Source organism: Paraburkholderia sp. SOS3 (assembly GCF_001922345.1).
Lineage (GTDB): Bacteria > Pseudomonadota > Gammaproteobacteria > Burkholderiales > Burkholderiaceae > Paraburkholderia.
In genome coordinates, this window is record NZ_CP018811.1 from 4,424,384 (window position 1) to 4,445,469 (window position 21,086).

19 protein-coding genes and 1 riboswitch are annotated in these 21,086 nt (G+C 66.1%); of the genes, 10 read left to right on the top strand and 9 right to left on the bottom strand.

Going from position 1 to position 21,086, the window contains the following annotated elements:
• Window positions 1-69: 69 nt before the first annotated feature.
• The 3 genes from ahcY to BTO02_RS19765 all read right to left on the bottom strand — a co-directional run bounded on the left by ahcY (window position 70) and on the right by BTO02_RS19765 (window position 3,137).
• Window positions 70-1,491 (bottom strand): adenosylhomocysteinase, encoded by a 1,422-nt coding sequence (gene ahcY, locus BTO02_RS19755; RefSeq protein ID WP_075158444.1) that lies wholly within the window; start codon window positions 1,489-1,491, stop codon window positions 70-72.
• Between the two features lie 30 nt (window positions 1,492-1,521).
• Window positions 1,522-1,632, bottom strand: a riboswitch (S-adenosyl-L-homocysteine riboswitch).
• A 229-nt stretch (window positions 1,633-1,861) separates the two neighbouring features.
• Complete coding sequence (locus BTO02_RS19760) at window positions 1,862-2,614, bottom strand: LrgB family protein (protein WP_075158445.1); 753 nt, start codon at window positions 2,612-2,614, stop codon at window positions 1,862-1,864.
• Between the two features lie 46 nt (window positions 2,615-2,660).
• Window positions 2,661-3,137, bottom strand: a complete 477-nt coding sequence (locus BTO02_RS19765; protein ID WP_075158446.1) for a CidA/LrgA family protein — start codon at window positions 3,135-3,137, stop codon at window positions 2,661-2,663.
• Between the two features lie 203 nt (window positions 3,138-3,340).
• On the opposite strand from BTO02_RS19765, the gene BTO02_RS19770 reads away from it, so the two are divergent.
• From BTO02_RS19770 to BTO02_RS19790, 5 genes are all read left to right on the top strand, one after another.
• Entirely contained in the window at window positions 3,341-4,333 is a 993-nt protein-coding gene (locus BTO02_RS19770) for a LysR family transcriptional regulator (protein ID WP_075158447.1), read from the top strand.
• A gap of 269 nt (window positions 4,334-4,602) precedes the next feature.
• A complete protein-coding gene (locus BTO02_RS19775; RefSeq protein WP_232243550.1) occupies window positions 4,603-5,646 on the top strand; it encodes a TRAP transporter substrate-binding protein in 1,044 nt (347 codons plus the stop codon).
• A 33-nt stretch (window positions 5,647-5,679) separates the two neighbouring features.
• On the top strand, window positions 5,680-6,315 hold the full coding sequence (locus tag BTO02_RS19780; protein ID WP_075158449.1) for a TRAP transporter small permease subunit: 636 nt from the start codon (window positions 5,680-5,682) through the stop codon (window positions 6,313-6,315).
• Window positions 6,312-8,231, top strand: a complete 1,920-nt coding sequence (locus BTO02_RS19785; protein ID WP_075158450.1) for a TRAP transporter large permease — start codon at window positions 6,312-6,314, stop codon at window positions 8,229-8,231. Before BTO02_RS19780 ends, BTO02_RS19785 begins: the two co-directional genes overlap by 4 nt.
• A gap of 79 nt (window positions 8,232-8,310) precedes the next feature.
• Window positions 8,311-8,643 carry a hypothetical protein gene (locus tag BTO02_RS19790; RefSeq protein WP_075158451.1) on the top strand — a complete coding sequence of 111 codons (333 nt, stop codon included), beginning with the start codon at window positions 8,311-8,313 and terminating at the stop codon, window positions 8,641-8,643.
• A gap of 54 nt (window positions 8,644-8,697) precedes the next feature.
• On the opposite strand, the gene BTO02_RS19795 is transcribed toward BTO02_RS19790, so the two are convergent.
• Entirely contained in the window at window positions 8,698-10,536 is a 1,839-nt protein-coding gene (locus tag BTO02_RS19795; RefSeq protein ID WP_083615272.1) for an ABC transporter ATP-binding protein, read from the bottom strand.
• Between the two features lie 225 nt (window positions 10,537-10,761).
• Here BTO02_RS19795 and BTO02_RS19800 point away from each other — a divergent pair, with 225 nt between their 5' ends.
• A complete protein-coding gene (locus BTO02_RS19800; RefSeq protein WP_075158452.1) occupies window positions 10,762-12,456 on the top strand; it encodes an isovaleryl-CoA dehydrogenase in 1,695 nt (564 codons plus the stop codon).
• Window positions 12,457-12,469: 13 nt separating this feature from the next.
• On the opposite strand, the gene BTO02_RS19805 is transcribed toward BTO02_RS19800, so the two are convergent.
• The 5 genes from BTO02_RS19805 to fliE form a co-directional block, all read right to left on the bottom strand.
• A complete protein-coding gene (locus BTO02_RS19805; RefSeq protein WP_075158453.1) occupies window positions 12,470-12,895 on the bottom strand; it encodes an EscU/YscU/HrcU family type III secretion system export apparatus switch protein in 426 nt (141 codons plus the stop codon).
• Window positions 12,892-14,424, bottom strand: coding sequence for a flagellar hook-length control protein FliK (gene fliK, locus BTO02_RS19810; protein WP_075158454.1), 1,533 nt, complete (start codon window positions 14,422-14,424; stop codon window positions 12,892-12,894). Before fliK ends, BTO02_RS19805 begins: the two co-directional genes overlap by 4 nt.
• Window positions 14,425-14,624: 200 nt before the next feature.
• Window positions 14,625-14,951 carry a flagellar protein FliT gene (locus BTO02_RS19815; protein ID WP_075158455.1) on the bottom strand — a complete coding sequence of 109 codons (327 nt, stop codon included), beginning with the start codon at window positions 14,949-14,951 and terminating at the stop codon, window positions 14,625-14,627.
• Window positions 14,948-15,382 (bottom strand): flagellar export chaperone FliS, encoded by a 435-nt coding sequence (fliS, locus tag BTO02_RS19820; protein WP_075158456.1) that lies wholly within the window; start codon window positions 15,380-15,382, stop codon window positions 14,948-14,950. Before fliS ends, BTO02_RS19815 begins: the two co-directional genes overlap by 4 nt.
• A gap of 175 nt (window positions 15,383-15,557) precedes the next feature.
• Complete coding sequence (gene fliE / locus BTO02_RS19825) at window positions 15,558-15,890, bottom strand: flagellar hook-basal body complex protein FliE (RefSeq protein WP_075159029.1); 333 nt, start codon at window positions 15,888-15,890, stop codon at window positions 15,558-15,560.
• Between the two features lie 251 nt (window positions 15,891-16,141).
• Between fliE and fliF the strand changes: the two genes are divergently transcribed.
• Genes fliF through fliI form a run of 4 tightly spaced genes read left to right on the top strand, consistent with a single transcriptional unit; the run spans window position 16,142 to window position 21,086 of the window.
• On the top strand, window positions 16,142-17,944 hold the full coding sequence (fliF, locus tag BTO02_RS19830) for a flagellar basal-body MS-ring/collar protein FliF (RefSeq protein ID WP_075158457.1): 1,803 nt from the start codon (window positions 16,142-16,144) through the stop codon (window positions 17,942-17,944).
• The gene (gene fliG / locus BTO02_RS19835; RefSeq protein WP_075158458.1) at window positions 17,934-18,929 is read left to right on the top strand and encodes a flagellar motor switch protein FliG; all 996 of its coding nucleotides are present in this window, start codon (window positions 17,934-17,936) and stop codon (window positions 18,927-18,929) included. The genes fliF and fliG overlap by 11 nt, the downstream gene beginning before the upstream one ends.
• A complete protein-coding gene (gene fliH, locus BTO02_RS19840) occupies window positions 18,922-19,593 on the top strand; it encodes a flagellar assembly protein FliH (RefSeq protein ID WP_075158459.1) in 672 nt (223 codons plus the stop codon). Before fliG ends, fliH begins: the two co-directional genes overlap by 8 nt.
• Complete coding sequence (fliI, locus tag BTO02_RS19845) at window positions 19,587-21,086, top strand: flagellar protein export ATPase FliI (RefSeq protein WP_075158460.1); 1,500 nt, start codon at window positions 19,587-19,589, stop codon at window positions 21,084-21,086. The genes fliH and fliI overlap by 7 nt, the downstream gene beginning before the upstream one ends.

Below are 21,086 nucleotides of genomic sequence, written 5' to 3' on the forward strand. Positions count from 1 at the left end.
CCGCATTGAACACGAATGCGCGCGGTGCGTGCCATGCATCTGGCGCATCACGCGCAATCGGCAACGTGCCTAGTAGCGGTAGTGGTTCGGCTTGAACGGACCGTTCCTGTCGACGCCGATATAGCTCGCCTGATCCGTCGACAGCACGGTCAGGTTCGCACCGATGCGCGCGAGGTGCAGGCGCGCGACCTTCTCGTCGAGCTGCTTCGGCAGTACATAGACCTTGTTCTCGTACTGGTTGCCTTGCGTGAACAGTTCGATCTGCGCGAGCGTCTGGTTCGTGAACGAGTTCGACATCACGAACGACGGGTGGCCCGTGGCGCAGCCGAGGTTCACGAGGCGGCCTTCGGCCAGCAGGATCACGCGCTTGCCGTCCGGGAAAATGATGTGGTCGACTTGCGGCTTGATGTTTTCCCACTGGTACTGGCGCGTCGAAGCGACGTCGATTTCCGAATCGAAGTGGCCGATGTTGCAGACGATCGCGTTGTGGCGCATCGCCTTCATGTGATCGTGGTTGATCACATGGTAGTTGCCGGTGGCCGTCACGAAAATGTCGGCCTTGTCGGCCGCGTATTCCATCGTCACGACGCGGTAGCCTTCCATCGCCGCCTGCAGCGCGCAGATCGGATCGATTTCGGTCACCCACACGGTCGCGCCGAGGCCGCGCAGCGATTGCGCGCAACCCTTGCCCACGTCGCCGTAACCGGCCACCACGGCGATCTTGCCGGCGATCATCACGTCGGTGGCGCGCTTGATGCCGTCGACGAGCGACTCGCGGCAGCCGTACAGGTTGTCGAATTTCGACTTCGTCACCGAGTCGTTCACGTTGATCGCGGGGAACGGCAGACGGCCTTCCTTTTCCATCTGGTACAGACGGTGCACGCCGGTCGTGGTTTCTTCGGTCACGCCCTTGATGTGCGCGAGGCGCTTCGAATACCAGGTCGCGTCCACGTCGAGATGCTGTGCGATCGACTTGAACAGCGCGGTTTCTTCTTCGTTGGTCGGCTTGGCGATCACCGAGCGGTCCTTCTCGGCCTTCGAGCCGAGAATGAGCAGCAGCGTTGCATCGCCGCCGTCATCGAGGATCATGTTCGCGAACTGACCGTTCGGCCATTCGAAGATGCGGTGCGTGAATTGCCAGTATTCGTCGAGCGATTCGCCCTTGAATGCGAACACCGGCGTGCCGCCTTCGGCGATCGCGGCAGCGGCGTGGTCCTGCGTCGAGAAGATGTTGCACGATGCCCAGCGCACGTCGGCGCCGAGCGCCTTCAGCGTCTCGATCAGCACGCCGGTCTGGATCGTCATGTGCAGCGAGCCCGCGATGCGCGCGCCTTTCAACGGCTGCTGCGTCTTGTACTCGTCGCGGATCTGCACGAGGCCCGGCATCTCCGTTTCGGCGATGTTCAGTTCCTTGCGGCCCCAGCCTGCGAGCGCGAGGTCTGCGACGACGAAATCTTTCGAGTCTTTGGAATCGTAAACTGCGGCGTTCATCACGCCCTCCTTTCTAAGAAAATTAGAAGATTGACGTGAGCGCCGTTCGATACGAAGAGCAAACGCTTGATGCACTGACTCTTCGAATTGACCACCTTCGAGCCTGGCGGGCGGGAACCCGTCGCAACGCTCCTCGAAGGCGAGCGCAGATTGTAGCAAATCAGGATGGCGCGTGCGACCCGCATTTACCGTGATAGGGCCCGATGAACGCGCGCTGCAACGCGCCTCGCGGCCGCATGTTCGAAGCGTTCGCGCCGCGCGCTGTGTCACGCGCTGTGTCACGCGTTACCGCTCACGCATCGCCCGCACGCATCGCCCTCACGCATCGCCCTCACGCATCGCCCGCACGCATCGCCCTCACGCATCGCTCTTAGACGGGCAGCATGCCGAGCAACGGCGCAAGCAGCACCATCACGACGCCGGCGATCATCATCGTGAGACTCGCGACGACACCTTCCTCGCTGCCGAGCTCGCGCGCCTTCGCAGTGCCGACGCCGTGCGCGGCCGCACCGAACAGCGCGCCGCGCGCGAGGCGCGAGCGCAGCGGCAGCAGCGCAAGCACGAGTTCGCCGAAGATCATGCCGCACACGCCCGTTGCGATCACGAACAGCGCGGTCAGGTCTTTCGGCGCGTGAATCCTGTCGCTGACGGCAAGCGCGAACGGCGTCGAGATGGAACGCGTCATCAGACTGCGCTGCAATTCGGGCGACAGGTGCAGCAGTTTCGCGAGCGCAAGCGAGCCGCCCACCGCGACGACGATGCCGACCACCACCCCCACTGCGAGCGAAATCCAGTGCCGCTTCATCAGGTCGCGATACTCGTAGATCGGCACGGCGAACGCGACGGTCGCGGGGCCGAGCAGCCACATGAGCCAGCGCGTGTCCTGGAAGTAAACGCGATACGGAATATGCGCGAACGCGACGATCGCCACGAGCACGATCGGCACCGCGACAAGCGGCGTGAACCACATCGTCTTCACGCGCGCGTAGAGCATCTTCGACGCGAAGTAGAGCGCGACTGTCAGCACGAGACACGCGGCGGCAATCGCGCGCGACGCGTCGTCGGCGCGAAGGAACGTGAAAAACGGGGACGCTAAAAGCGTGGACGCGGACAGTGCGGTCATGGCGAGGCCGTAGCGTTAGCGTTTGACTCGACGCGCGAAGCGGCCTTCAGCCGCGACCGGCGCGGCCCGATCCAGCCGCTTCGACCGGCACGCGACGCAGCGCGAGCCGGCGCTCGAAACGCGATGCCTGCTCGACCGCAAAGGCCACCGCAACCATCACCATCAGCGTGCCGCCCGCGACCACGAGCGCGAGCCGCCAACCGTCCTCGCGGAACAGCCCGCCGTACTGAACCGCCGCCACGGCGGCCGGAATAAAGAACAGCAGCAGTTCCGACAGCAACCAGTCCGCGCCCGCTTTCACCCAGCGCGGCGCGATGCCGCCGCACAGCAACGCGACGAGCAGCGCGAGCAGGCCGACCACGCCGCCCGGCACCGGCAGCCCGATGCGCTTCACCGCAACGTCGGCGACGAACCAGACGCCCGCGAGCGCGAGACACTGCGCGACGATCCGTGCAGCACGCATAACCGGCTCGAGCGCGCCCGATCGCGCGCTGGCGGCAAACCTCGTAACGGACACGCTCATCTGGCCACTCCCTGAAATTGCTTATGGTCAGCCGAGTATAGGGTTATCCCTGATATAAATATAATGACTTACACTCATTCAAATCATTCCATAATGGAATCTTGCGGCACTGAACGAAACTGAACGGAAGTGAACTGGCACGACGCTGCGTCAGCGCCGGACCCGCGCCAGGTCGGGGCGGCATCTACAACGGGAGCCTTATCGTGGAACTGCGCGCGCTTCGCTATTTCATCGAGGTCGTCCGGCAACAAAGCTTCACCGTCGCTGCCGGGCAGATGTACGTGACGCAGCCCACCATCAGCAAGATGGTGAAGGCGCTCGAAGACGAAATCGGCTCGCCGCTGCTGTTGCGCGACGGCCGCCAGATGGTGCTGACCGATGCCGGCCGGATCGTCTATCAACGCGGCCAGGACGTGCTCGCCGCGCAGGCGCAGCTACAGAAAGAACTCGACGACCTCGGCACACTCGGCCGCGGCACACTGACCATCGGCATTCCGCCGATGGGCGGTGCGCTGTTCACGCCGGCCATCGCCGCATTCCGCCAGCGCTATCCGAAGGTCGAACTGAAGCTGATCGAGGAAGGCTCGCGCGCCGTCGAAGCGGCGCTGATCGACGGCGAACTCGAACTCGGCGGCGTGCTGCTGCCGGTCGATCCCGAGAGGATCGACGCGCTGCCGATGACGCGTCAGCGCCTGTGGCTCGTCGCGCGCAAAGGCTCGCGCTGGGACGCGCTGAAACAGGTGCCGCTCGCCGATCTCGCCGCCGAGCCGTTCGTGTTCTACGGCGAAAGTCTCGCGCTCAACGATGTCGTGCTGCACGCGTGCCGCGCCGCCGGCTTTGCACCGGGCATCGTGAGCCGCAGCGAGCATTGGGACTTCATGGTTGCGCTGGTGCTGGCGGGCGTCGGCATCGCGCTGCTGCCGGCGCCGTACTGCCGCCGGCTCGATGCGGCGGAATTCACTTGCCGGCCCGTCGTCGAGCCGGAAATTCTGTGGGAAATCGCGATCGGCTGGCGGCGCAACGGCTACCTCTCGCACGCCGCGCGCGCATGGCTCGATGTTGCACGCGAGACGCTGCGCGGGCAGTCCGGCGACGACTTCATGCATGCGCCGGCGCTCGGGATCGTGATGAGCGGCGCGGCGGCGATGCCGGTCGGAACCGCAACCCACGAGGACGACGGCAGCGTCAGGAAATGACGCCGACACCCGTCATGTGCGCCGGGTATCGTAATGGTTAACCTTTCATTGGCGTTACAAAGCAGCCTACCTAGAATGCAGTGGCAGCTGAACGGCCGATCGGGTGGCGGGCGATAGCTCGCTGGCCGGCGGCGTCGTGCGGCGAAACAGGTTCTGGGGAGACAGCCGTGGCCACGTCCGACAGGAAAAGAAAGAGTGAACCGGCGCGCCGAAAATTTCTTCGACGCGCGTCCGCTGGGGCGGCGGCCGGCGCCACAGCGGCGGTATCGCTGGGCTTTCCGGCAATCGTGAAAGCACAAGGCCCGACCGTAATGCGCTGGCAGAGCACGTGGCCGCAAAAAGACATCTTCCACGAGTACGCCGTCGACTTCGCCGGCAAGGTCAATACGATGACCGGCGGCGACCTGAAGATCGAGGTGTTGCCGGCCGGTGCCGTCGTCAAGGCGTTCGATCTGATCGATGCGGTCAGCAAGGGCACGCTCGACGGCGGCCATGGCGTGTGCGCTTACTGGTACGGCAAGAACTCGGCGCTGGCGTTGTGGGGCTCGGGCCCGGCGTGGGGCATGGACGCGAACATGCTGCTCGCCTGGCACAAGTACGGCGGCGGCAAGGAGTTGCTCGCGGAGATCTACCGCAACCTGAATCTGAACGTCGTGTCCTATCTGTACGGACCGATGCCGACACAGCCGCTCGGCTGGTTCAAGAAGCCCATCACGAAGCCGGACGATCTCGCAGGCACAAAGTTTCGTACCGTCGGACTGTCGATCGACATCTTCACGGCGATGGGCGCGGCGGTCAACGCGCTGCCCGGCAGCGAAATCGTTCCGGCGATGGACCGCGGCCTGATCGACGCCGCCGAGTTCAACAATGCGAGTTCGGATCGCCAGCTCGGTTTTCCCGATGTATCGAAGATCTGCATGTTGCGCAGTTTTCACCAGTGCTCCGAAACGTTCGAGATTCTTTTCAACAAACCGAAATACGACGCGCTGCCGCCGCATCTGAAGGCGATCATCGGCAATGCGGTCGAAGCGGCGTCGCAGGATATGTCGTGGAAGGCGATCGACCGCTATTCGAAGGACTACATCGCGCTGCAGCAACAGGGCGTGAAGTTTTACGCGACGCCGAATGCGGTGCTGCAGGCACAGCTCAAGGTCTGGGACGAGATCGTCGCCAGAAAGGAGAAAGAGAATCCCGCGTTCAAGAAAGTCAACGATTCGATGCGCGCATTCGCCGAGCGCACGACGCGCTGGCAAAGCGACACGAACGTCGACTACCGGATGGCAGCCGCGCACTACTTCGGCAAAAAAGCATGAGGGATGTTCGCGGGCGACCGGTGTGAGCGATCCATGCAAAAGCTACTGCTGCGTGTCGACGCGATCAGCACATGGGTAGGTCAGGCGTTCGCATGGCTGATCGTCGCGCTCACGCTGATGATTTCGTACGAGGTCTTCTCGCGTTACGCATTGGGCACGCCGCACGCATGGGCGTTCGATGCGGCGAACATGCTGTACGGCACGCTGTTCATGATGGCCGGCGCCTATACGCTGTCGCGCAACGGCCATGTACGCGGCGACGTGCTGTACGGCTTCTTTCCGCCGCGCGCGCAAGCGCTCGTCGATCTCGTGCTGTACCTCGTTTTCTTCATTCCCGGCACCGTCGCGCTCGTCTGGGCCGGCATTGCATTTTTCGGCGATTCGCTTGCGCAGAACGAACACTCGTCGATTGCCGCCGACGGCCCGCCGATCTACCCGTTCAAAGCCGTGATACCGATAGCGGGCGCGTTTTTGCTGCTGCAGGGCGCCGCCGAAATCGTGCGCTGCGCGATCTGCCTGCGGCGCGGCAACTGGCCACGACGCGCGGGCGATGTCGAGGAAGTCGACGTCGAGAAGCTCAGGCAGTCGATCGACGTGCCGGAGCGGGAAGTCGCGGTATCGGCGCCACACGCGAGTGACAGCACGACCGGCACACGGAGCGCACCATGAGAAAAGAAGCGTGGTTCGGACTCTGTCTGATGGCGCTCGTGCTCGCCGCGATTGTCTCCCTGATGCCGGCGCCGTCCGCGATGACCAACGAGCATCTCGGCCTCCTGATGCTCGCGCTGATCGTGATCTGCATCATGCTCGGTTTTCCGACCGCGTTCACCTTGATGGGCATGGGCGTGCTGTTCGCGTGGCTCGCCTATCGAAGTGCGAGCCCCGAGCTGGCGGTCCGGCAGACGCTCGACCTGATGGTGCAGCGCGCCTACGGCGTGATGACCAACGACGTGCTGATCTCTATTCCGCTGTTCGTCTTTATGGGCTATCTGATCGAACGCGCCAACCTCGTCGCCCGTCTGTTCAGGAGCCTGCATCTCTCGCTCGCGCGCATTCCCGGTTCGCTCGCGGTCGCCACGCTCGCCACGTGCGCGATTTTCGCCACTGCAACCGGCATCGTCGGCGCGGTCGTGACGCTGATGGGGCTGCTCGCTTTTCCGGCGATGCTGAAGGCCGGCTACGGCACGCGGCTGTCGGCCGGCGTGATTACCGCCGGCGGCTGCCTCGGCATCCTGATCCCGCCGTCGGTTCTTCTGATCGTGTATGGCGCGACCGCGGGCGTGTCGGTCGTGCAGTTGTATGCGGGCGCGTTTTTCCCAGGACTTATGCTCGCCGGACTTTACATCGTCTACACGATCGTCATCGCGAAGCTGCGGCCGGACCTCGCGCCGCCGCTGTCCGGGGACGAGCGTCGCGTGCCGTTGCCCGACTATGCGCAACACGCCACCGGTACGCGCCGCGCCGGTGCGCTGATCGCGCTGCTGCGCCTGTGGCTCGACGGGCGCAATACCACCGCGCCGCGACGGGTGCTCAACAGGCAAATCGCAATCGCGCTGATTCCCGCGATCACCGTGGTCGGTGCCGCGCTGCTCGGCTACCGCGCGTCGGTTGCGCCACCGCCGGCTCTGACCGCGGCCGCGCCGGTGGACCTCAACGAACGACGCTTTCTCGACGAGTCATCGCCGTCGGGCCTCGACAGCCTGCAGGCGCCGCCGGGCGAGCCCGCAGCGGCCGATGCGGCCGCGCCGCGCCAGGCGGACGAAGCGGCACTCGCGGCGCCGCGCATGGAGAGTCCGGGCGCAGCGGACACCTCGAAACAACATGCGGCCGATCAACCGTCGAAGTGGTTCTGGATCAGCGTCGGGATCGCTGCGCTGCTGACGGTCGCTTTCTATCTATGGTTCGATTTTGCGCGCCTCGAAGTTTTCAAGATGCTGCTCGGCTCGTTTTTCCCGCTTGCCGCGCTGATCGTGGCCGTGCTCGGCTCGATCGTGTTCGGGTTCGCGACGCCGACCGAGGCCGCCGCCGTCGGCGCATTGGGAGGCACGGTACTCGCAGCGCTGTATCGGCAGCTGAATTTCACCGTCCTGAAGGAATCGGTGTTTCTGACCGCGAGGACCAGTGCGATGGTGTGCTGGCTTTTCGTCGGTGCGTCGATCTTTTCGGCGGCGTTCGCGCTGCTCGGCGGACAGGCGCTGATCGAGCGGTGGGTCCTGTCGATGCAATTGTCGGCGTTCGAATTCATGGTGCTGTCGCAGGTCATTATTTTTCTGCTCGGCTGGCCGCTCGAATGGACGGAGATCATCGTCATCTTCATGCCGATCTTTATCCCGCTGCTCGCGCACTTCAATATCGATCCGCTTTTCTTCGGCCTGCTGGTCGCGCTCAATCTGCAAACCGCATTCCTGTCGCCGCCGGTCGCGATGGCCGCCTTCTATCTGAAGGGCGTCGCGCCGCGGCATGTGACGTTGAATCAGATCTTCGCCGGCATGCTGCCGTTCATGGCGATTCAGATCGTCGCCGTCGTGCTGCTTTATCTGTTTCCCGCCATTGGACTGTGGCTGCCGTCGGTGCTGTATGACTGACACGCGCCGCGCCCCGGCGGCCATGCCCGCCCGGCGAGGAGCGGTCTGAGGCGCGGCCAATGGTGGAGAGGTCGATTCGATGCCTGAACAGATCACGAAGTACCCGGATATCACCCTGCGGGTGCTGAAAGGGGCGGGAGCCGTGTGCGCAGAAGGCGCGCCGCAAAAAATTCTGACGCAATGCCCTGCCACGCGGTTCTGTGCGCTTCCGACCGGCGAGCTATGTATCTATGGCATCGACGAGATCAAGTCGATGACGCAAATCAGTGCGAGCGAGATCGCCGCTGCGGTTGCGCCGGAAAGTCAATCCGATGCGTCGCCGCTGTTCGCGACATGGTGGGTAGCGGGCGCCGTTCTTGGCGCCGGCCTGATCACGGGCTTCGTGTTCGGCAACTACCGGAAAAAGCGCTAGGACACGCACGCGGGTTGCCGGTCGGCGCCTGCTTCGCTCGAGCTCGCAACACGGTCACTCCAACGCTGCGGCCCCCGCGCGCCGCTCCTGCCGCAGCAGCACATCGCGGTAGATCCCCGCGCGTTTCGCCAGCTCGCCGGGCGCGCCGTCGTCGACGAGCCGCCCATGCTGGATCACCACGATGCGATCGAAGTTGCGCAGCGTCGACAACCGGTGTGCGATCGCCACCACGGTGCGCCCCTTCATCAGCCGGTCGAGCGCCAGCTGGACGGCCGCCTCCGATTCGCTATCGAGCGCGGACGTCGCTTCGTCGAGCAGCAGGATAGGCGCATCCTTCAGGAACGCGCGCGCGATCGCAATGCGCTGCCGCTGCCCGCCGGAAAGCCGCGCGCCGCGCTCGCCGACCACCGTCTCGAGGCCATCGGGCAGCGAGCGGATCAGCTCGAGGCAGTTCGCGCGCTCGCAGGCCCGCAGCACTTCTTCTTCGCTCGCGTCGGGCTTGCCGTAGCGGATGTTTTCGAGCAGCGTCCGGTTGAACAGCGAGATGTCCTGCGGCACGACCGAGATCGCGTCGCGCACGCTTGCCAGACTCACATCGGAAAGGCGCTGGCCCGAAATCGCGACCGCGCCCGACGCCCTCGGCGGATCGAACGAACGTTGCAGCAGCGCGAGTATCGTCGTCTTTCCGGCGCCGGACGGCCCGACGAGGCCGACGCGCTGCCCCGCGTCGATATGCAGGCTGAAGTGATCGAGCACCGGCCGGCGGCCCGGATACGCGAACGTGACGTTTTCGAAGTCGATATTCGCGTCGCGGATCTGCAGCGCGGGCGCGCCGATCGCCTCCTCCATCTCGCGCGGCACGAGCAGCGTTTGGGCCGCTTCGGCAAGCCGTGCCACATGCTGGGTCAGGTCGACGAGCGCCACCGCGAGGTCGCGCGTGCCATGCAGGATCGAAAACCCGAGCGAGCTGACGAGCACGACGTCGCCGGTCGTCGCACGCCCTTGCGTCCACAGCCACAATACCCAGCCGAGCAGCCCCGCCGACAGCACCGCCGTCGCGAGCGCATGCAGCAGACGCAGCTTCTCGAGGTAGCGCAGGCTCGTTTGTCGCGACGCCATCTCGCCGGCCAGAATCGAGTCGAGCCGCGCACTTTCGCGTTCGGTGGCGACGAACATCCTCACCGTCGCCATATTGCCGATCACATCGACGAGTTCGCCATCGACCGACGCCGCATCGGACGCGAAGCGCATATGCTTGCTGTTTCCCTTGCTGGCAAGCCAGAACAGGAATGCGGCCATGCACACCGAGATCAGCAGCAGCGCAAACGCCATCCACAGATTGACCCAGCCGAGCATGGCGATGGCGCCAAGCACCGATAGCAGCGGCGGCAACGCGACCCATGCCACCGTGTTTTCGATCGAAAACACGGCGTTCGCCGTCGCCGATACGCGGCTTGCGAGCATGCCGGGCCGAACGTCGGAAAAATACGCCGAAGAATGGCCGGTCACGTAACCGAACAGCTGACGCCGCACATCGCCCGTCACCGCGACGAAGGTCCGCACGCTGATCCAGCCCGAGACGCGCCAGAACAGGTTGTCGGCGAACAGCAGCACGACGATTACGACAAACGCGGCAATCACGCCGGCCGGGTGGGCGCGCCCGTGAGGCAACGCATCGATCAGATTGCGGATCGCAAACTGCGACCCGAGCGAGCAGCCGACCGCGGCGACGATGCCGAGCAGAACGAGCGCATGCGCGACGGGGCGGCGGCCGATATATTGCAGCAGCAGCAAAACCGGCTTTCCCGCATACCGCGTAAGCGTTTTCGCGCGGCGGCCGCGCGTGCGCGACGCACGCAGGTCATCTGCCGCGTTCTGTTTCACACTGCCCATTCCGAGGCTTTCCATCATCGCTGGATGACTCCGCGTCTGGCGATTTCGCACGCGCTTGCGTACAGGTGGCGGCGCCGCCCTACCGTCCGCGTCCTCACCGTAGCAAGCCGCTCGCCTGACACCGCGCGTTCGCCATGCCGCCGCGCCGCTTCGAAAAATCACCACGGCAGCACGGGCCGCGCGACAATCGACGACGCTCGCCCACGTTGCAGACGGAGACCTCTGATGGAAACATTCGGACCCGGCAACACGCACGAAGTGACAAATCAGGTACCGCCACTCGCCGGATACAACCTGTTCGCGAGCGACGCGGCGCTCGTCGCCGCGCTCGAACGCGAGGGCGCCGGCTGGCATCGCGCCGCGCTCGAACGCGACGGCGCGGCGTTGAGTTCGCCCGACATGCTCGCACTTGCCGAGCTCGCGAACCGCCACACGCCCGAACTGATCACGCACAGCCCGCGTGGCGAACGCATCGACACGCTCGAATTCCATCCGGCATGGCACACGTTACTGGCGCAACTGCGCCGCGCAGGCGTGCACGCGCTGCCGTTCTCCGACCCGCAGCCCGGTGCGATGGTCGCGCGTTGCGCGGCCTATCTGCTGCATGCGCAGGTCGAAGCGGGCGCTTTATGCCCGATCACGATGACCTTCGCGAGCATTCCCGTGCTGCAACGCGAACCGCACCTGTTTGCCGCGCTGCGCGACAAGCTTTACACGCGCGAGCACGACGCGCGCGACGTGCCGCTCGCGCAGAAGAAATCGATGATGATCGGCATGGGCATGACCGAAAAACAGGGCGGCTCCGATGTGCGCAGCAACCGCACGCACGCGTTCGCGGCGCCGGAAGCGGGCGGCTCGGGACGCGGCGGCGAATATCGGCTCGTCGGTCACAAGTGGTTCTTTTCGGCGCCGCAGTGCGATGCGCATCTCGTGCTCGCGCGCACCGACGACCACGAAGGCGTCTCATGCTTCTTCGTGCCGCGTTTCACGCCCGACGGCGGCAAGAACGCGGTGCGCATCCAGCGTTTGAAGAACAAGCTCGGCAACCGCTCGAATGCGAGCAGCGAAGTCGAATTCTTCGACGCGTACGGCGTGATGATCGGCGACGAAGGCCGCGGCGTGCCGACAATCATCGAAATGGCGAATTACACGCGCCTCGATTGCGCGCTCGGCAGCACCGGACTGATGCGCGCGGCGCTCGTGCAGGCGATCCACCACGCGCGTCATCGCAGCGCGTTCGGCCGGCTGCTCGCCGCACAGCCGCTGATGCGCAACGTGCTCGCCGATCTGTCGCTCGAATCGGAAGCGGCGACCGTGCTCGTCATGCGCCTTGCACGCGCATTCGAAGACACGACCGGCACGCTCGAGGAACGCGCGTGGCGGCGCCTCGTCACGCCGGCGGCGAAATACTGGATCTGCAAGCGTGCACTCGAATTCACCGGCGAAGCGATGGAAGTCTGGGGCGGCAACGGCTACGTCGAAGAAGGGCCGATGGCACGCTTCTACCGCGAGGCGCCGGTCAATTCGATCTGGGAAGGATCGGGCAACGTGATGTGCCTCGACGTGCTGCGCGCGCTCGAAAAGGAACCGGAAGCAGCACAGGCGCTGCTGACCCAATGGCGCGGCGTCGCGCAACTGCACGCGGCGCGCGCGTCGGCACTGCCGGCCGCGCTCGACCGGCTGCTCGCGACGCTCGCCGCATCGCCCGACACGCGCGAAGCCGCTGCACGCCGTATCGCGCAGCAGCTGGTGCTGATCGCGCAGGCGGTGCTGCTCGTCCAGCATGCGCCGCCGCTCGTCGCCGATGCATTCATCGCGACGCGCATCGCGGACGGTTGCGGCGACAGTGGGCGTGTCTATGGGACGCTGCCGGCGTCGCTCGATCATGCGGCGATCGTCGGGCGCGCGTTTGCGGGGTAAGCGCGATCTCGCGCTACTTCAACCACCGCGTCGGCGGCACGTCGCCGCGCGGCAAACGCGCGGCCGCCGCATCGACGGCCGGGTCGGCCGCATTGGCCGCATGGGCCGGGTTAGCCGCGTCGACCGCGAGGTTGATCTCGTCGTCCTGCGCGGCCGTATCGACCGCATCGGCCGCGCCGCTTTCGAGCCGGTGCAGCCACGCGAGCAGTTCCGCGACCGCGGCGTAAAGCTGCGGCGGAATCCGCGAGTCGAGGTCGACCTGCATCAGCAGCGACACCATCTCTGGCGCCTCGTGCACATAGAGGCCCGCTTCTTTCGCGCGCTGCACGATCATGTCCGCGACGAGCCCGTAGCCCTTCGCGACCACGCGCGGCGCGGCGCCCGGCTGGTGGTCGTCGTAGGACAGCGCGGCGGCGCTTTTGCGGGTCGCGCGGCTCAAAGCGGTAAGTCTCCGTCGAAGAGATCGAACGGCGGCACGTCGCCATGGCTGCCGGCCTGCATTTCCCCCGCGGCGCCGGCGGCGTTTGCGGCGGCAGCCGCCGCGGCGCGCGCGTAGGCGGCCGCCGCAGCTTGCATCGACGGCGCGCCGGTCCAGCCCGCGGGCCGGCCAGCGACGCCTTCGTCAGGCCCGCTCGCGATCTCGCGAATCGCCAGCGCATTGAGCGCGATGCCGACCGCCGCGAGACGCTGCCGGAACGAGTGGCCCTGCGCCGCAAGACGCGCGGCGCCCGACGGGCTCGCCTGCACGCGCGCGGTCAGCTGCATGCCGACGAGCGTGAGATCCGCGTCGACCGTGCCGAGCAGCGGCAGCGACAACGTCAAGCGTGTGCGCCACGGGCGCAGCGCTTCGGAGTCGGGCGCGTCGGCATCGCCGCCGCGCGACCAGCGGTCGCCGCGCTCTTCGATCGTCCAGTCCAGACGCGCGCCCGGCCACGCCTCGCCGCTCCAGCGGAATTCGCCGGTCGCCAGCAGATCGAGCTGCTGACGCACAAGCGTAACCGTCGCCGGATGCACCGACGAAGCCATCATCTGCGTCGACAACTGACTCTGCGCCGCATTGGCCTGGACGTTCGCCTGGCCGCCGCTCATGCCGGCGTTCGCGTTGCCGCCCTGCGCGCCATCGCGTGCGGCTGGCGTCCCGACACCCAACGCGTCTTCGGCGAATCCCTGCACGGCCGCCGCGAAGCGCGCCGTCATCGGCATCGGAGCGCCTTGCGCCTCGCGCGCCGAGCCCGGGTTCGGCTGGGCCGCGCCGCCCTGCTGCGCGGAACCGCCGCGCCACCACGGCGCAACGCCGTCGGCGTCGACGCCGCCTTCGTCAGGGGACCAGTCAAGCGGCATTTGCGCGCTCTCGAGCACGAGGCGGTTCTGCGGCTCGTCGAACAGCGACGCCGGCGGGCGCTGTCCGCTTAGCCATTGCGCAAGATGCGATTCGTAGAACAGGCCGCTTTCGGTGACCGTCTGGCGCAGCGCCGCGGCAAGCGCGTCGACCGGCACGGTGACCGCCAGGGGCGTGACGCCCGCCGCGCCCTGCGCGGCACCCGCTTCGGCGTCGGTCTGCGCAGCCGCCGCAGCCGAAGAAGACGCGGCAGCGCCGCCTGCATTCGCTTGCGCCGCCGTGCCGCCCGCGGCTCCCGGTGGCGCGCCGCCGGCCGGCGCGGCGCCGCCGTCGTCGAGCGCCGGCACGACTGGCCAGATCGGCCACTGGCCGACCAGCGACGGCGTCGCATCGCCGCCCGAACGCATGATGGCGTCGAGCGTCAGCGCAATGCGCGACAGGATGGTTTGTGCGGAGGCTTGCGGCTGGTTACCGAGTAACGATACCGGCGCCCCGGCGGTCGGCGTATCGACGGCCAGTGCCGACGTACCCGTTTGCGCGGTCGACGCGTTCGCGCGTGAAGCGATCGACAACAGGCTGTCGACGCGGCTCGCGAGCAGCGCAGCTACGGCCGTGTCGATGTTGGTCATGCATCCTTCCTGTCGTCGCCGGGCAAAAAACAGAAATTAGAAACAAAAAACCGGAGTGGGATGGCGCGCAAACGAAGTGCGCCGAATCGGCGCGAAGAAACCGCGCGCGCGAACAAGGGTGCAAAACAAAGCAGAAACCAGGCAATGCACAAAAACAGGCAAACCGCCGCCGGCGTACGTGCGCCGGCGGCTGATCTGTCTCACCGCGCCCCGTAGATCTCTTTCAGTACCTTCGCCGTGCGGCCCGCGAACAGCGCGGACAGCTTCGCAAGACGCGGATTCGCGAGTTCGCGGATCGCGGCGTCGTTGGCGAGGATTTCACGAATCAGTTCGTATTTGCGGCCGCGCTCGTCGTCGTCGAGATGCACGCCCACTTCAGCTTCTCTAAGACTGTCGACCAGACTGCGATACTCGTTCTGCATGTGAGCCAGTTCGCCCCAAAGCGCATCGCGGGCGGCCGTCAACATCCGGCACGAGATTGCCGCGATCGCCTCATAGCGGGCGAAGTATTCCTGATTTGCAGTCATCTCACCGCTTCCGCGGATAACTGTGCAGCCATCCGCGCCACTTCCGGCCCAATACCCGTCCATGCTTCCTCGATCGTTGCGAGCAGTCCGTCGACTTCGATCAGCATCGCTTCGTTGCTTTTGATATTCGCTTCCAGCAGGCGCCTTGCCATATACCCGTACAGCGCGTCGAGCCGTGCGGCGATTTCGCCGCCCGCGTTGCGGTCGAGCGAGGCCTGAAGGCCGCTCTCGATGATCCGGATCGCCTTGCCGATCGTCTCGCCGCGCCGGCCGACTTCGCCTTGCCGCAGATGGAAACGCGCCTGCGCAATCGCCTGGCGCGCGCCCTGAATCAGCATCGCGATCAGTCGATGCGGACTCGCACCCATCACCCCTGTCTCGTTGCCCACGCGTGCGTAAGCGTTGGCTCCGGCATGCCCTGGGGAAAACATCGGCGCTCCTCCTGTGTGATGCGCGCTGCGCTTGGATCAGACGAACCCGCCCTGCCGCTCCCGTGGTCGCATGGCAGTGACTGTGTGTCCGTGTTATCGGACGGTCGGAACAAAGCTTTAGGGTGCCGAAGCGTGGACTGACTGACACGCGCGCAGGGAGCCGCACAGGCCGCGGTTACACCTGCATCTGCATGATGTCGTTGTAGGCGCTGACGAGCTTGTTGCGCACCTGCAGCGCGAACTGGAAGCCGATGCCGGCCTTCTGGCCGTCGATCATGACGTCGTTGAGCGACACGTTCGGCGCGCCGACTTCGAATGCCTTGGCCTCGCCTTCGGCCGCGACCTGGTCGTTGCTGACCTTGTCGAGCGAGGCCTTGAGCGCGGCGCCGAAGCTGCCGGCGTACGCGCCGCCGGCCTGTGCGGCCGAGGCGGCGGGATCGCCGGCCGCTTCCGACGCCATCGACTGGATCTGTTGCAGCGCGGAAGTGAGCGGATTCGCGACGGTCATGATGTCTCCATGAAGGAAGAAGAACCGGCTGTGCGAACCACGATCGGCCGCCATGCCAGATTGACGGGAAGCATATACGGCGGCGCCTTGCGGACAGTCCCGAAACTAGGGGGAAAACCCTCCTCTATTCGGCCAATCGCGTTGCATCCCGAGGGGGAAAATGCGCAACGTGAAAGTCTCTGTCCGCGCGCCCGCAGCCGCTGGTGCGGCCTGCGCCGACAGGACCCTGGCACCCCGGAGAACCCCGACGCATGGATTCGTCAGCCAATTCCTTGATCAACCCCGAAAGCCGCAGCATGGGCCTCGCCAATGCGCAGCCCGCCGCAGGCACGGCGGGCGCCGCTGCCGGCCAGTCGGCCGGCGCGGCCGACCTTGGCGGCCTCGGCGGCAACTTCGCGCAACGGCTGTCGTCGTTCCCGTCGTCGATTACGCAGATGCGCGGCAACCCGCGCGCGCCGCTGATCGTCGCCCTCGCGGTGCTGATCGCCGTCGTGGTCGGCCTCGTCATGTGGTCGCGCGCGCCCGACTACAAAGTGCTGTACAGCAACCTGTCGGACCGCGACGGCGGCGCGATCGTCGCTGCACTGCAGCAAGCCAATATTCCGTACAAGCTATCGGAAGGCGGCGGCGCGATCATGGTGCCGGCCGATCAGGTGCACGAAATGCGCATGCGCCTCGCCCAGCAAGGCTTGCCGAAGAGCGGTTCGGTCGGCTTCGAGCTGCTCGACAACCAGAAATTCGGCATCAGCCAGTTCGCCGAGCAGGTGAACTACCAGCGCGCGCTCGAAGGCGAGCTCGAACGCACGATCCAGTCGATTTCCACCGTGCAGTCGGCGCGCGTGCATCTGGCCATTCCGAAGCAATCGGTGTTCGTGCGCGATGCCGAGCCGCCGTCCGCGTCGGTGATGGTCGATCTGTACCCGGGCCGCGTGCTCGACGAAGGCCAGGTCAACGCGATTACGCATATGGTCGCGTCGGCGGTGCCGCAGCTGTCGCCGCGCAATGTGACGATCGTCGACCAGGACGGCAATCTGCTGACGCAGCCGAGCGCCGGCACCGGGCTCGACGCAACCCAGCTCAAATACGTGAAGCAGGTCGAGCGCGACACGCAGCAGCGCATCGACGCAATCCTCGCGCCGCTGTTCGGCGCCGGCAATGCACACTCGCAGGTCAGCGCCGACATCGATTTCTCGAAGGTCGAGCAGACCGCCGAAACCTACCAGCCGAACGGCAACCCGCAGCAGGCGGCAATCCGCAGCCAGCAGTCGAGCAGCGATGTCCAGACGCAGCAGGCCGGCGCCTCGGGCGTGCCGGGCGCGCTGTCGAACCAGCCGCCGCAGGCCACGCAGGCGCCGATCGACGCGCCGAACGGCGCGAGCGGCGCGACGCCGCCGACGCCGATCAGCGACCACAAGGATTCGACTACGAACTACGAGCTCGACAAGACCGTGCGCCATTTCCAGCAAGGCGGCGGCGGCATCAAGCGGCTGTCGGTCGCGGTGGTCGTGAACTACCTGCCGCACACCGATGCGAAGGGTCATACGACGCAACAGGCGCTGCCGGCCGACAAGCTCGCGCAAGTCGAGCAGCTCGTGAAGGACGCCATGGGCTTCGATGCGAAGCGCGGCGACTCGGTCAACGTGGTCAACAGCCCGTTCACGCTGCCGGTCGACCCGAATGCGAACCTGCCGTGGTGGCGCCAGCCGGACATGATCGCGCTCGGCAAGCAGATCGCGACGTATCTCGGCATCGCAGCGGTCGCGCTGTTCCTCTATTTCGTGATGGTGAAGCCGGCTCTGCGCCGCGCGTTCCCGCCGCCGGTCGAGGCGACGCCGGTCGCGGCGCTCGCGTCGGCATCGGACGAGCCGATTCTGCTCGACGGCGTGCCCGCTTCGGCGAAGGTCGAGGAAGGCGGCTCGGACGCGGCGCTGCTCGCATTCGAGAACGAGAAGCACCGGTTCGAGAAGAACCTCGAGTACGCGCGCCAGATCGCGCGCCAGGATCCGAAGATCGTCGCCACCGTCGTCAAGAACTGGGTATCCGATGAACGCTGAAGGCATAACCAAGAGCGCGCTGCTGCTGATGTCGATCGGCGAGGAAGAGGCCGCGCAGGTATTCAAATTCCTCGGCCCGCGCGAGGTGCAGAAGATCGGCGTGGCGATGGCCGCGCTGCGCAACGTCACGCGCGAGCAGGTCGACGAGGTGCTGCAGGAATTCGCGCGCGAAGCCGAGCAGCACACAGCCCTCTCGCTCGATTCGAGCGACTACATCCGCTCGGTGCTGACGAAGGCGCTCGGCGAAGACAAGGCCGGCGCGATCATCGACCGCATTTTGCAGGGCAGCGACACGAGCGGCATCGAGGGCCTCAAGTGGATGGACTCGGCCGCCGTCGCCGAACTGATCAAGAACGAGCACCCGCAGATCATCGCGACGATTCTCGTGCACCTCGACCGCGATCAGGCGTCCGAAATCGCCGCGTGCTTCACCGAGCGGCTGCGCAACGACGTGCTGCTGCGTATCGCGACGCTCGACGGCATCCAGCCGGCCGCGCTGCGCGAACTCGACGATGTGCTGACGGGCCTTCTTTCGGGCAGCGACAACCTCAAGCGCAGCCCGATGGGCGGCATCCGCACCGCGGCGGAAATCCTCAACTTCATGCCGAGCAACCACGAGGAATCGGTGCTCGAAAACGTGCGCCAGTACGATGCGGAGCTCGCGCAGAAGATCATCGACCAGATGTTCGTGTTCGAGAACCTGCTCGACCTCGAAGACCGCGCGATCCAGCTGCTGCTGAAGGAAGTCGAATCGGAGGCGCTGATCATCTCGCTGAAGGGCGCGCAGCCCGCGCTTCGGCAGAAGTTCCTGTCGAACATGTCGCAGCGCGCGGCCGAACTGCTCGCCGAAGACCTCGATGCGCGCGGTCCGGTGCGCGTGTCCGAAGTCGAGACGCAGCAGCGGCGCATCCTGCAGATCGTGCGCAATCTGGCCGAGAGCGGCCAGATCGTGATCGGCGGCAAGGCGGAAGACGCATATGTCTGAACGTGAGTCCGCGCGCAGCGACACATTGTCCGCGTATCAGCGGTGGGAGATGGCATCGTTCGATCCGGTGCCGGAACCCGATCCCGTTGAAGAAGAACGCGACATCGAAGCCGAGCTGCAACGGCTTCGCGACGCTGCGCATGCCGAGGGAGTCGCGTCGGGCCATGTGGCCGGACAGGCGCTCGGCTACCAGGCGGGCTACGAGCAGGGACATGCGAAGGGCGTCGAACAGGGACGCGCCGAAGCGCGCAAGGAAGCCGAACGCGTGATCGCAATCGCCGATTCGTTTATGGGCGCGCTCGGCGCCGCGCAAAGCGAAGTGGCCGAGACGCTCGTCGCGCTCGCGCTCGATATCGCCCAGCAGGTCGTGCGCCAGCATGTGCAGCACGACCCGACCGCGCTCGTCGCAGCGGCGCGCGAAGTGATCGCGGCCGAACCGGCTTTGACCGGCGCGCCGCATCTGATCGTGAGTCCGACCGATCTGCCGATCGTCGAGGCGTATCTAATGGACGAACTGCGTGCGCGCGGCTGGAACGTGCGCACCGATCCCGCGATCGAGCGCGGCGGCTGCCGCGCGCAGGCCGCCACCGGCGAAGTCGACGCGACCATCGGCTCGCGCTGGGAGCGCGTCGCGGCCGCGCTCGGCAAGGTGAGCACATGGTAAGCCCGCCGACCCTCGACGACATCCACACGAACGATCTCACGCCGCTCGAGCGCGAGATCGCGCTGGCGTCGGTCGGGTCGAATGCGCCGCATGCGCGGCCGGCCGTCGCCGCCGACAACCCCTATTTGCAGGCATGGCGCCAGCGGCTCGACGCGCTGCGCGAGCGCAACGCGATCGCGAAGCCGCTGCGCGCCTGCGGGCGGCTGACCCGCGCCGCCGGCCTCGTGCTCGAAGCGGTCGGGCTGCGGCTTTCGGTCGGTTCCGAAGTGATGATCGAATTGCCGCCCGGCAGCACGCTGCCGATGGCCGAAGCCGAAGTGGTCGGCTTCAACGGCGATCGTCTGTTTCTGATGCCGACCACCGAAGTGCACGGGCTGTTGCCCGGCGCCCGCGTCTATCCGCTCGAAACCGCGCCGGTCGAAGATCCGATGACGGGCGCGAAGCGCCTGCCGGTCGGCTGGGGGCTGCTCGGCCGCGTGCTCGACGCGTCAGGCAAGCCGCTCGACGATCTCGGCCCGCTCGCCGCCGTCGACGATGCGCCGCTGACCGCGCCGACCATCAACCCGCTGCACCGCGAGCCGATCCACAAGGTGCTCGATGTCGGCGTGCGCGCGATCAATGGACTGCTGACCGTCGGCCGCGGCCAGCGTATGGGCCTGTTCGCGGGTTCCGGCGTCGGCAAGTCGGTGCTGCTCGGCACGATGGCGCGCTACACGAGCGCCGAAGTGATCGTGATCGGCCTGATCGGCGAACGCGGCCGCGAAGTGAAGGAATTCATCGAGCAGATTCTCGGCAAGGACGGTCTCGCGCGTTCGGTCGTGGTCGCGGCGCCGGCCGACATCTCGCCGCTGCTGCGCATGCAGGCCGCCGCTTACACGACGTCGCTCGCCGAATATTTCCGCGACCAGGGCAAGCACGTGCTGATGCTGATGGATTCGCTGACGCGCTATGCGATGGCGCAGCGCGAGATCGCGCTCGCGATCGGCGAACCGCCGGCCACGAAAGGCTATCCGCCGTCGGTGTTCGCGAAGCTGCCCGCGCTCGTCGAGCGCACCGGCAATGGGCCCGAGGGCGGCGGCTCGATCACGGCGTTCTACACGGTGCTGACCGAAGGCGACGACCAGCAGGATCCGATCGCCGATTCGGCACGCGCGATTCTCGACGGCCATATCGTGCTGTCGCGCGCGCTCGCCGAAGCAGGACACTATCCGGCGATCGATATCGAAGCCTCGATCAGCCGTGCGATGACCGCGCTCATCGACGACAAGCATCTGGAAAAGACCCGCATGTTCAAGCAGATGCTGTCGCGCTACCAGCGCAACCGCGATCTGATCAACGTCGGCGCCTATTCGAGCGGGCGCGATGCGCTGCTCGACCGGGCGATCGCCCTGTATCCCCGCATCGAGGCGTTCCTGCAGCAAGGTTATCGAGAATGCGCGCCATTCGACGCGAGCCTGCAGGCGCTTGGCGCGCTGTTCAACGAAGGAGGCTGA

Bases quoted from the DNA above. Each gene is read 5' to 3' on its own strand.
- fliI (WP_075158460.1), top strand. From the start codon at position 19,587: ATGGTAAGCCCGCCGACCCTCGACGACATCCACACGAACGATCTCACG.
- fliK (WP_075158454.1), bottom strand. From the start codon at position 14,424: ATGACCAACATCGACACGGCCGTAGCTGCGCTGCTCGCGAGCCGCGTC.
- BTO02_RS19815 (WP_075158455.1), bottom strand. From the start codon at position 14,951: ATGACTGCAAATCAGGAATACTTCGCCCGCTATGAGGCGATCGCGGCA.
- fliS (WP_075158456.1), bottom strand. From the start codon at position 15,382: ATGTTTTCCCCAGGGCATGCCGGAGCCAACGCTTACGCACGCGTGGGC.
- BTO02_RS19785 (WP_075158450.1), top strand. From the start codon at position 6,312: ATGAGAAAAGAAGCGTGGTTCGGACTCTGTCTGATGGCGCTCGTGCTC.
- BTO02_RS19765 (WP_075158446.1), bottom strand. From the start codon at position 3,137: ATGAGCGTGTCCGTTACGAGGTTTGCCGCCAGCGCGCGATCGGGCGCG.
- BTO02_RS19790 (WP_075158451.1), top strand. From the start codon at position 8,311: ATGCCTGAACAGATCACGAAGTACCCGGATATCACCCTGCGGGTGCTG.
- BTO02_RS19780 (WP_075158449.1), top strand. From the start codon at position 5,680: ATGCAAAAGCTACTGCTGCGTGTCGACGCGATCAGCACATGGGTAGGT.
- BTO02_RS19760 (WP_075158445.1), bottom strand. From the start codon at position 2,614: ATGACCGCACTGTCCGCGTCCACGCTTTTAGCGTCCCCGTTTTTCACG.
- BTO02_RS19800 (WP_075158452.1), top strand. From the start codon at position 10,762: ATGGAAACATTCGGACCCGGCAACACGCACGAAGTGACAAATCAGGTA.
- fliF (WP_075158457.1), top strand. From the start codon at position 16,142: ATGGATTCGTCAGCCAATTCCTTGATCAACCCCGAAAGCCGCAGCATG.
- fliH (WP_075158459.1), top strand. From the start codon at position 18,922: ATGTCTGAACGTGAGTCCGCGCGCAGCGACACATTGTCCGCGTATCAG.
- ahcY (WP_075158444.1), bottom strand. From the start codon at position 1,491: ATGAACGCCGCAGTTTACGATTCCAAAGACTCGAAAGATTTCGTCGTC.
- fliE (WP_075159029.1), bottom strand. From the start codon at position 15,890: ATGACCGTCGCGAATCCGCTCACTTCCGCGCTGCAACAGATCCAGTCG.
- fliG (WP_075158458.1), top strand. From the start codon at position 17,934: ATGAACGCTGAAGGCATAACCAAGAGCGCGCTGCTGCTGATGTCGATC.
- BTO02_RS19795 (WP_083615272.1), bottom strand. From the start codon at position 10,536: ATGGGCAGTGTGAAACAGAACGCGGCAGATGACCTGCGTGCGTCGCGC.